Here is an 8,432-nt window from a genome sequence, read left to right as displayed (position 1 = left end):
GTCAAGCAAAAGCGCCCACGGCGGGGTCATAGAGCCCGCCGTCGATCGCTTTGGGTGATTATCCGACAAGCCTCTGCGCCACGCTGCGCGATAATGAGTTCCCGCCAGGGGKCTGGCTTCTCTGCGAAGTCGGCGCTGAGCCGCTTCATGATCGGGTCGGATGGAGAGGCGTCTCAATCTTTTTATCGAGCTGCCAGCCTGGACTGACGCTCAGGCCCGCCTCGAGATYGCCTGCCCACGCGTCCCTGGACGGGACCTCGATCCGCGCAGCGACGCGGAACTCTTTTGCTGGTTCAGGCGGCCTCAGCCTCCCRGCGATACGGCGTGTTGTCGACCCACATCCGATGCAGGATGACCGCCAGGCGCCGGGCTACCGCCACGGTCGCCTTCGCCATGCCTCGACGACGGGCGACGGCAAGCCCCCACGTCTTCAGCGGCGAGCTCTTCTTCGAGATCCGCAGCAGGATCCCGGCGGCCTCGACCAGCGCCCAGCGGAKCCCGGCATCGCCSCACTTCGAGATGCCGCGATCCCGATCGATCTCTCCCGACTGATAGCGCGAGGGCGTCAGCCCGAAATGGGCCGGAACCGAGCGCGATCGGCCGAAGCGAGCCGSCTCGTCGACGCCGGCCCGGAAGCTCAGCGCGACCATCGGACCGACGCCCGGCGCCGTCATCAGCAGCTTGCAGGTTTCGTCGCTCTCGGCCAGCCGCCCCATCGCTTTGTGCAGATGCTGGAACTGCTCCCGCAGCACCCGCCGCACCTCGAGAAGCGGCTCGATGATCAGGCGCAGATGCGGAGACTGTTCGAGCAGCTCGAGGATCCGCCGCTCGAACTGAACCCGGGTCACGGCGCCGACCTTGAGCCCGAAGTTGCGCAGCAGGCCGCGCAGGTTGTTCTCGGCGTCGAGGAGCTTCGTCTGCACGAACTTGCGGGCGGTGAGAAGCATCCGGATCTCCTGGCTCCGGACCGTCTTGACATGCACCGGCTTGTAAAGCCCGACCCGCATCATCTGCGCGATGCCGCGGGCATCGTTGCGATCGGTCTTCTCTGTCCCGGCGTTCGTCAAGGGATGGTTTAACGCATGGTCAGTCTCCATCGCATTATCCGCGCACAGCATTGTCGGACCGGCATCGGAACAGTCTTCTCTTCGGGCTCGGCGCGAGGCCGGCACAGGATGGTGTTCATCTGAGCGGGGGCGGAGCTATCTTATTTGCGGCGTTCCCTGGTCGGCCGACGGCGCACCAAACGGACGGTCGCTCTCACCCTCACCCGTCCCTTGCCGGGGACGTCCGCCGAGGCGGATGCTGTAAAAGCTCAGGCTGAGGTGATTTCCGCTTTCCTCCAATAGAACGGCTCGCCTGTTAGCCACATCTTGTGCAAAGTGACTGCGATACGGCGGGCCAGAGCTATTCGCGCCTTCGCGAGACCGCGTGTCCTGGCCACGTTCATTGCCCACGCCTTCATGGAGGACCAGAGCCCCTGGTCGCGCCTCAATGTAATCTGGGCGGCGACATAGAGCATGTGCCGGACGTGTTGATCGCCCATCTTGCTGATCCGACCCGACAGATCAATCTCGCCAGAGCTATATCGCCGTGGCGTGAGTCCGAAATGCGCTCCAACATCGCGGGACCGGCGAAAGCGGGTGGGCTCATCAATGCCAGCCCTGAACGACAGCGCAATGTGAGCGCCGACGCCTGGCATGGTCATCAGCAGCTTGCAGACATCGTCCCGTCGCGCCAACGTGATGATGCGCCGATCGAAGACGGTCCGCTGCCTGAGCAACTCAGCTCGGGCTGCGAGCAAAGGTTCGATCGTCGCCATGATCTCCTCGTGGTCACCGACCCGCGTGCGCACCTCGGCTTCGAAATGGCGACGGCCGAGTGGCAGGCTGATCCCATCGCAACGTAAAAGTCCCCGCACCACGTTCTCGATCCTGACGAGTTGGTCCTGGAGAGTGTTGCGTGCGGTGAACAGAGCGTTGAGCCGCTGCGAACGCTCGGATTTCACCCAGACCGGACGATAGGCGTTCATACGCATCAGCTGCGCGATGCCTCGCGCATCGCTACGATCCGACTTGTTGCGAAGCCCAGCTTGCAGCATCGCCGCCGCGTGACGGGCGTCGATGCAAATCGCCGGTATCTCAAGCTTCGTCAGGCCAGCTTGCAGCCAGGCCGCAGTCGAGCCTGATTCCAGACCAACCTTCTCGCAAGAATAACCGCTGTCGCTCAATGTGCGGGCGATGACCTCGGGGTCGGACGCAACCTTCGCTTCCTTCACGACCTTGCCCTCGGCATCTACGATGCACACCGCAGTTTCCCGCAGCGAAACGTCCAGTCCGCAGTAGAACATGGTGACTTCCTCCACTGGCATCGCGACTTAGGTCGCCGCGCGACAAATTCGCGCCTCCAGCCGGGACACACCATCTTGTTGATCTGCGCCGAGAGCGCGGCCTTCATGTGCCGCGTCTCGACGCAGATCACGGGAAAAGCTCGCCGATCGCCTCCGGCTCGCTCTCGACCTTGCTCTCCCGGATCAGCTTGCCGCCCGCATCCATGACGCAGACGCTGGTGGTGCGAACAGACACATCAAGACCGACGAACAGCTCCATGGCAGGCCTCCTGACCGGTTGGATCGACGGAGCCTGACCGGAAGACCGCTCTCCGTCATCCCGTATCAACGGGCGGCCGGAGCCCCAACAACCCGATCTTTTTGCGTTGGCGCCGAACCGCTGCTTTCCCAGCGCGTTTCTCCACCAATCATGCCCCCTACACTTGGCCCGCAGTGGGAGGACGCCGCGGGCCGCTTTTTTTTGTTCCCGTATTCTGCTTTGATGGAACACCGAGGGGCATCATCGGTTTGTCTCTCTGTGCTGGCATCGCCACTCTCCAAGCCTGCACAGCCTCGGGCCCTGCTGTCGCCATAGGCGGGCCCTATCGCTCGGAATCAGGCGGATGTACCGTACCGAGGTCTCAAACACGTGGATTTACCACGTCGCAATCCCGATCGCGGGGCACCACTTCCTGTCTCGGCTTCAGGTGATGGATAAGTGGCTGACCGAGTGGGAAATCCCTTACCGGGTTATTCCAACAGAAATTGGTGATTCAGCCCTGTTGATCGGGTTTCCAACTGAGCGCTTTGCGCGCGCCTTTATCCTCGCGGAAGAGGCAGGGGGCACGTCCGTTTCGACCGGCCAACAATAAGCGGCTTTCTCCTTGAACGAGCGCGTTCAGGGCAGGACCGCTACCCTGGCGAGCAACGTGACCAGCTCTGCCTGACGTTTCGTGTTGGTTTTTGCGAAGAGCGCAGCTAGTTGCGAGCGAATGGTGGTGCGGCTTAGGTGCCGACTGCTGGCGACATCCGCGGGCAGATCGCCCTGCGCCATTTGAAGCGCAAGGCGCGTCTCAGCCATGGTCAGGCCAAACATGCGCTGAAGCATGAAGGGATTCGGTCGCAGGTGTGCATCAAGATCGAGCAGCATGACCACGCTCGTGCCGTCCGGTATGTCGTCCGCGACCTGATTGAGGAGGAAAGGCGTGTCGCTTGTGCCAGAGATGACGATCCAGCTCAGTGGACCGAGTCTCGGGCCGTTTGGGGCTCGCCCGATCAACCGCTTGAAGGCGCTGGTCAGCTGGCCAAGATCTTGAAAAGCCCCCTCATCGCAGCCAAGGATCAGTCTGGCCGTTGCGTTGGCCTCAACGATCTTTCGGTGGTTCTCGACGACGAGATAGCCGCAGCCGATTCGGTCGAGCATGTTCAGGGCCACAGCGCCGCGATAATTGCTTGTCGAACCTGATCTCCCCTTCTCCTGTGGCTCGCTGCTCAAAGTTGCGCTCAGCCTGGCGTCGTTCGGCCTAGAGATCATCGGTTCCAACCTTATCCCCCCAGCAATGAATACGCCCATCAAACTTTAACTATCGAGCCGCTCGCCTGTTCCTTTGCCGAGGTGCTGTATTTGCAGCGCTAGCCGCGCCGGGGAATCGCGGGTTTCGCCATGAGTTCGCTATTCAGTCTTGGCGTCATCCACATCCGGCACCGTCACGGCCTAGGGAGCCCCGCCGCGCCCCCTCGGAACGGCGGGGCGAACCTCGTGCGTGTGTTGGAGTGTCAGTTGTGTGCGCGCGTCGCGTTTTGCGTGCCGGCCCTGGGGCCGAGACTGTCCGTGGCCCGGTCAGCAAAGCGCGGGATGCGCGCCAGCGGAAGCTCAACTTTGACCCCATGCCGGAGCGGGTCGAGCCATGCCTGGATCTATTGGCTTCCAAGCCGCCTACCGGCAACGACTGGTCGTTTGAAGTGAAATGGGACGGCTATCGTCTCGCCATTCATATCGATAATCGCACCGTTCGGATCCTGACCCGCGGCGGGCATGATTGGACCAATCGCTTCCCGACGAGGACGTTCTTCAATTAAAAGATCCATCATGACCTAGTTTATGCCGTCTGCTCTCGACTCTAGTCGGATGTTGGGACTCGGTCAGAACGCGACATTGATCCCCGCAAGGTGTAGCGTACTGGAAGGGGCGCCCGTTCCTTGGCTCTCGCGAACGCGTTCGCGTTCCAAACGGAGTCACCCGGTGCGGCCGAGAATTTCTGTGACGGTGTCCGCCTCGCCCGGCATCCACCGGCTCCTGGAAGGTCGCCGGGATCTTGCCCCCTGAGCAGACGTTCCGAAGGTCGCAGAAGGGTCGCGAGCGGAAATTAACACCAGGGGCGTCGGCCGCCATTCCATGGTCGGGCCAAGCCCTCGTCGACGAGTTGGGCGCCGATCGAACCACCGCCGTTCGCGACGATACGAAGTTTTCGGCCGTACGAATCTACGTCCCGGCTGCCAATCGCTTCCAATCGGAAGGGCCTCGAGCTCAGCAGCTCGGCCAGCCTGAAGGTGGCCCGTTGACCGAGAGCTGCTTCGTCGGCGCATTTGGCTCCGCCTGTTTCCGGCGCGTCAATGTCAGCGATCCGGATCTTCTCGCCGCGAAACCGGAAGGTGTCACCGTCGATGACGCAGTCGCCGGCGCCCCGCCCACATAGCGGGAAGGAAGATTGCGCCTGGCTGGATCCTGCAGTCGCTGGGCGGATCACCTCGATCTCGTTCGGGCGCGGGTTTGATCTCGAAGACAGGGGATCGAGTAGCGTCGCCCGGATCGATCCAGCCGGTTAGGGGAGGGCGTTAGCAAGCCGAGTGCGGCCCCCATCGAGACGATGAAGGTGCACACGCAGACGACTGCCCATTGGGCCGAACTCATGCCGGCCAAATCCCGTCGGAACGACATTGCTGCTCCTCTTGTCGGCAGAGTGCTAGAGGCGAGCCAAGGGAAAGCCAAGGAAGGCAGCAGCACGGTTTGACCGTTCGCAGAACGAAACCGTTAGTGAAAATGGCCCGGCCACCGCGGGCTAAAAGCGACAGCTTCTGACGTCGCATGGCGGCAGCAAATCTGAGGCGGCGAAGCAGCCTCACTGGCCAGGGTTAGGAGCCCGAAGAGGGCGACCAATAAGGCATCAAAATTCGCTCGTGCGCAGGCACGCGGAAGGGTCACGGGAGGCTCTTTGGCGCAGGCCAAGGCTCCTATCCCGTAGCCTCGTCATGAGGCGTCAGACACGCGAATTTCTGTGCCTTAATTCGAGGCCAGTCTACGTCTCCAAGCCCCATGAGCGCGCAGGCGCTGGACCACCATTCAAAGGCCGCCGAAGGGCGGCCAAACGACATCCGAAACCGATCAGGCCCGGGCGAAGACAGGGCTGGCGTGCGCAGGCGCGCATCAAGGTCGGAAGCGGGTGGAAGTGGTGTGGTCCAAGGGGCTGTCGGAGACCGAAATACGGTGCGAAGGCACCAAGCAAACGAGACGCGCCCGAAGGGGTGCGTCACGTTTGCGGTATTGAGCCTATTTTTTATTTTGGGGAATGAGGCCCATTCCGGGCCTGTCCTTGGTGGGAGGCAGCCACTGTGAGGCTGCGCATTTGCGGGGGTTTCGCCGTCCTTGGCTGGGGCTTCTCAGGCGCCCTGAGCGGGCATCGCCGTCAGCGAGGGGCAGGGCCTGGTCCTTGGAGGGGAGGGAGGCTCCATGGGGTCTTCAAGCCCGTCTATGGAGGCTCCGTCGTTGGTGGGAGAGCCGGCGGCAGCTGCCAGTGCTTCAGCCAGCAGATGCGGCCGGCGGAATCGTCATCGAAAGCGGCTTGGTCGATAGCGGCCGCGGGGTTTTGGCCAGTCCTCAAAAGAGAAGCGCAGGCGCGCCCTGAGGCTGCCTACGCTCTAAATTCTCGGGTTTTATGCGATCGCGGGTCGCAATCAGTGCGCCCGACGGGGGGATCCGTCGAAAGCTCGGCTGAATGGCGCGTCCTCGATGACGAGCAACTGGCGCCGTGCATTGAGCATCAGCCGGATCACGCTGCATAGAGCGAAGCTGGGGTCATCCTTGCTGAAGCTTTCCCGCGCAAAAACGGGAACGCCGCCGATGTGGTCACGCGAAGGGTAGGCGGAGAACCTGACTTCCAGGGTTTCCGAGTACTCGACGACATCCACGTCGGCGACGAGGTCTGGCTGCTTCAGCCWAGAATAGAGCTCAGCGTAGCGGGGCCGGGGAATGGCAACAGCTGGCTTGTGCTTCCCCAGCATCTCTGAAACCGCCGTAAAGAGCGCATCATCGTCAACCTGAATCGGCAGAACGACGTGTTCTGGCGCAAGCGTTGCCTGCGTCGCTCGCGTTCCGCCGTGCGTGGCAGCGACGACGATCTTGTCTTCGAGAAGGATCACCTTGACCTGACGCGGTTCAGCCACCGGCAGCAGATCTCGAATATTACTCACAGTCTTCAACTCCGTCTTGTCTGGGGTTTTGTGGTCTCGTCCCACGGAGTGAGGGGACACTCGTCAATCAATCCATAGTGTGTCGAGCTATACTCGACATACCAAATGATGTGTTTCTCGCCCCGGGTTTGATTCGCATAAGAAGGATTATGGAACCAATCCGGATCGGATTTCGATTTGTTTCGCCTTAGCCAGGCAGACCCGCCTGCGTCGGGGTAGACGGGACGAGGTTCCGCAAATTGCAGCAAATCCGGCCTCAACGGCCGCTAACCTCCTGATATAACGTGATCTTAACTGCAAAACGCTAAGGCGAGATAATTGCGTTTCGACCACGGCACGGCCGGGGCATCCAGCGAAGTCCGAGTGCAGTTCCTTAGGCGAGATAAATGCGAGCGCCGCTTGAATCACAGGCGCGATAAAGCTGGAATACCTTAGGCGAATTAATTTCGAATGGTGACCTGATCGGCGCCACGAAATGCGGGTTGGAAATTGCGATCGCTTAGGCGAAATAAATTACTGAGACGACGCTGCGACATTTTTCGCGCCTTGGGAAAATCGCCGTTGAAGGCTGTCGGAAATAATCCAATTTTTTAGGCGAAATAATTCGCTCACTGGCTTGTCAGGGTCGGAGCGCACCCGCTAAAATGAGCATCGAATTCAGACGCTATGCGTCACCCAGGACTTGCAATGACCGTTTTTCAATATCAGTGGGGCACCGAGCGTCCGCGTTCGCGCGGTGACCGACAGGACCGCTACCTTGGCGCATATGCCGAGGCGGGTCTGGCGCGCATTCTCGCGGAGAATGAGGCTCGGCTGGCCCGGTTTCAGAGCGACCTTGATGTGATCAAGCGCGATCGGGAGATCGTGCGCCTGTCGACGCCGGGTGGCCGCTATAACAGCGAGGTTGCGGCGACGGTTGCGGCGCAGTTTGGCGTCGTGTCGATGGGAGAACCCGTAAAGCGCGGTCGCGGACGTCCCGTGAAGTATGGCCCGCATGATCCGCGCCCGGCGCGGCCGAGTCGCGCGATGACGCCTGCCGGTCGTTTGAGGGCCGCAGCCATGGTGCATACCCGCAAGAAGCGCGGCGGTGTGCGGCAGGAGTCTGGCACAGTCTCCCCCGTCACCGCCTCCCCTGCCCGTTCTGTTGCGCCGAAGGCAGCAGCCGAGATCGGTCGCGAATTGCTGAGCGGGACGATCGCGGCGCAGCAGGATGTCGGTGCGCCGGTCGAGCTTGACGTGGTCGCCGCGGAGGGCGCGCTGGTTGCGGAACCGGCGGCGAAGACCCCGTTCTTCGACCTGGCTGCGATCGCGGCTCGTCAGCAGAGCAGCATGGATACGATGCTGCGGGAATTATCGTCCGAGGGAGATTTGTCCGAGGATGCCATCCTGCTGCGCAGCATGTTCTTAAAGAGCCACAAGGCGCAGACGCAGCTTCATCGGACCCGGCCGCGTGGCGATGACGGTGTTGCCCGGCTTGAGTATGACTTCACGGATGCCATGGATGAATCCAAGGTGCCTGCCGAGGTGCGCGCTCGCTTCAAGGGGTTCGGCCTTTCAACGCAGTCGCCGTCCGGGGACATGTCGGAAGAGGATCTTCAGCTTTGGATGAAGCGTGCGATTTTCAATGGCGTTGATT

The 8,432-nt window shown here is 61.6% G+C and carries 8 protein-coding genes and 1 pseudogene; 3 read left to right on the top strand and 6 right to left on the bottom strand.

Annotation, left to right across the window (positions count from 1 at the left end):
- Positions 1 to 293: 293 nt before the first annotated feature.
- The 3 genes from AC1D34_RS33205 to AC1D34_RS33195 form a co-directional block, all read right to left on the bottom strand.
- Entirely contained in the window at positions 294 to 1,097 is an 804-nt protein-coding gene (locus AC1D34_RS33205) for an IS110 family RNA-guided transposase (RefSeq protein WP_476826534.1), read from the bottom strand.
- A 218-nt stretch (positions 1,098 to 1,315) separates the two neighbouring features.
- Positions 1,316 to 2,350 (bottom strand): IS110 family RNA-guided transposase, encoded by a 1,035-nt coding sequence (locus AC1D34_RS33200; protein WP_476777259.1) that lies wholly within the window; start codon positions 2,348 to 2,350, stop codon positions 1,316 to 1,318.
- A 127-nt stretch (positions 2,351 to 2,477) separates the two neighbouring features.
- Positions 2,478 to 2,609, bottom strand: coding sequence for a hypothetical protein (locus AC1D34_RS33195; protein WP_476826533.1), 132 nt, complete (start codon positions 2,607 to 2,609; stop codon positions 2,478 to 2,480).
- A gap of 343 nt (positions 2,610 to 2,952) precedes the next feature.
- Between AC1D34_RS33195 and AC1D34_RS33190 the strand changes: the two genes are divergently transcribed.
- Entirely contained in the window at positions 2,953 to 3,201 is a 249-nt protein-coding gene (locus AC1D34_RS33190; protein ID WP_441509171.1) for a hypothetical protein, read from the top strand.
- 26 nt (positions 3,202 to 3,227) lie between these two features.
- Here AC1D34_RS33190 and AC1D34_RS33185 read toward each other — a convergent pair whose 3' ends face one another.
- Positions 3,228 to 3,872: a helix-turn-helix transcriptional regulator gene (locus tag AC1D34_RS33185; RefSeq protein ID WP_441509170.1), complete on the bottom strand. Its 645-nt coding sequence runs from the start codon at positions 3,870 to 3,872 to the stop codon at positions 3,228 to 3,230.
- Positions 3,873 to 4,129: 257 nt separating this feature from the next.
- Between AC1D34_RS33185 and AC1D34_RS33180 the strand changes: the two are divergent.
- Positions 4,130 to 4,387: pseudogene (locus AC1D34_RS33180) on the top strand (ATP-dependent DNA ligase); the annotation flags it as partial.
- Between the two features lie 308 nt (positions 4,388 to 4,695).
- Here the strand turns inward: AC1D34_RS33180 and AC1D34_RS33175 are convergent.
- Both AC1D34_RS33175 and AC1D34_RS33170 read right to left on the bottom strand, forming a co-directional pair.
- Positions 4,696 to 5,076 carry a thermonuclease family protein gene (locus AC1D34_RS33175; RefSeq protein WP_476771031.1) on the bottom strand — a complete coding sequence of 127 codons (381 nt, stop codon included), beginning with the start codon at positions 5,074 to 5,076 and terminating at the stop codon, positions 4,696 to 4,698.
- A 1,204-nt stretch (positions 5,077 to 6,280) separates the two neighbouring features.
- A complete protein-coding gene (locus AC1D34_RS33170) occupies positions 6,281 to 6,805 on the bottom strand; it encodes a hypothetical protein (RefSeq protein ID WP_476826532.1) in 525 nt (174 codons plus the stop codon).
- A 678-nt stretch (positions 6,806 to 7,483) separates the two neighbouring features.
- Between AC1D34_RS33170 and AC1D34_RS33165 the strand changes: the two genes are divergently transcribed.
- The coding region (locus AC1D34_RS33165; protein WP_476826531.1) for a hypothetical protein at positions 7,484 to 8,432 on the top strand (949 nt) is incomplete at its 3' end.

The organism is Allobosea sp. P1_A7, assembly GCF_056406775.1.
The sequence above is the reverse complement of the archived record's forward strand: the minus strand, read 5'-3'. Positions and strand labels throughout refer to the sequence as shown.